Source organism: Pseudomonas sp. H26/SER47-MNA-CIBAN-0231, from assembly GCF_040310465.1.
GTDB lineage: Bacteria > Pseudomonadota > Gammaproteobacteria > Pseudomonadales > Pseudomonadaceae > Aquipseudomonas > Aquipseudomonas atacamensis.
In genome coordinates this window covers 1-1,118 of the sequence record NZ_JBEOPW010000047.1, presented here as the reverse complement: position 1 = coordinate 1,118, position 1,118 = coordinate 1, and the positions used below count along the sequence as shown (strand labels likewise).

The window sequence follows — 1,118 nt, the reverse complement described above, 5'->3', positions numbered from 1 at the left end:
AGAGCAAATACCACCCGTGCAAGCTTGCGGGCTAGTGCGACCAGTGCTTGGGTAGTGCTCAATCCACGCCCTCTCATAGCCTCATAAAACCCTTTCCACACCGAGGTCCGGCTCGCCGCCATTGCAGCGTTGTGCAGCAATCGACGTGCCTCAGGGTCGCCTCGTTTGGTCAGACAGCGCCGGCCTTTCTTTTTGCCTGAGTCCGCTATGCGCAGATCCATTCCTAGAAAAGCGATGAAAGCGTCGGCATTCCTGAAGTCCCCACGCTGAAAGGATGCAAGCAAGCGGGCTCCGCTCAACGTACCGATACCTTCGACCTTCATGCAGCGCTTGAGCTGTGCGCCCAAACCGGCTTCTTCTATCTGCGTCAGGATCGTTTTTTCAAGCAAGGTTTCTAGCCTTTGCATGGCGCTTATCTGATTCTTGAAAGCGGTTTTGAGCAGCGGCTCATTCTCCCAGCTCTGCTTGAGGCTGACACGAGCCTGAACCAGAGCCGCACGACGCCGGAACAGACTAATGAGCCGGCAATACAGGGGGGACGGCGGCGTCCAGGGGCGCAAATGGTCCCCTTCGTTTGTCAGATAGCGGGCCAATAAACGAGCATCCAGCGCATCAGTTTTAGCGCGAACGTTCACGCCTTTGCGGTAATGACTGAGTTCATAACCGCCAACCATGTAGATCCTGCAGCCATCCGCGTGCGCCAGCTCGGCGAACTCCTGGTGATAAATATTGGTGGCTTCGATGGCGATTGCTACTGGTTTGGCAACGGTCTTGAGCCATTTCTTGATCGCCGTTTTGGTATTGGAGATTGTCTCGAGCCGATCTGATTCGACGTGATAAATCACCAGTTCGTCTTTGGCGACATCAACCCCGACAATCGACTGGGTAGTAGCGACGGGCATTGCCATAAGAAATCCTCCGGGCTAAGGTTTGAACACTTGAAGGGTTCACCCAGAGGCGCAGGCTTGTTCCTATCGTCGGTCTAGGCCAGATGCATTCTTTATCGGCGCTTGGGTGAAAGGAGGAGGGTGAAAATCTCCCACGGTCTGTACTGCGCTAACAGTCAGAATCGAGCCTTGTCCCTCCTCCTCCCTTCAAGTCCTACCATACAAGCGAGC

Annotated in this window: 1 protein-coding gene; it reads right to left on the bottom strand. The window is 54.8% G+C overall.

All coding sequences use genetic code 11. The features are described from left to right. Positions 1–908, bottom strand: a 908-nt coding sequence (locus tag AAEZ10_RS27170) for an IS110 family RNA-guided transposase (protein WP_350571769.1), incomplete at its 3' end; no start/stop codon positions are given. Between the last annotated feature and the right edge of the window lie 210 nt (positions 909–1,118).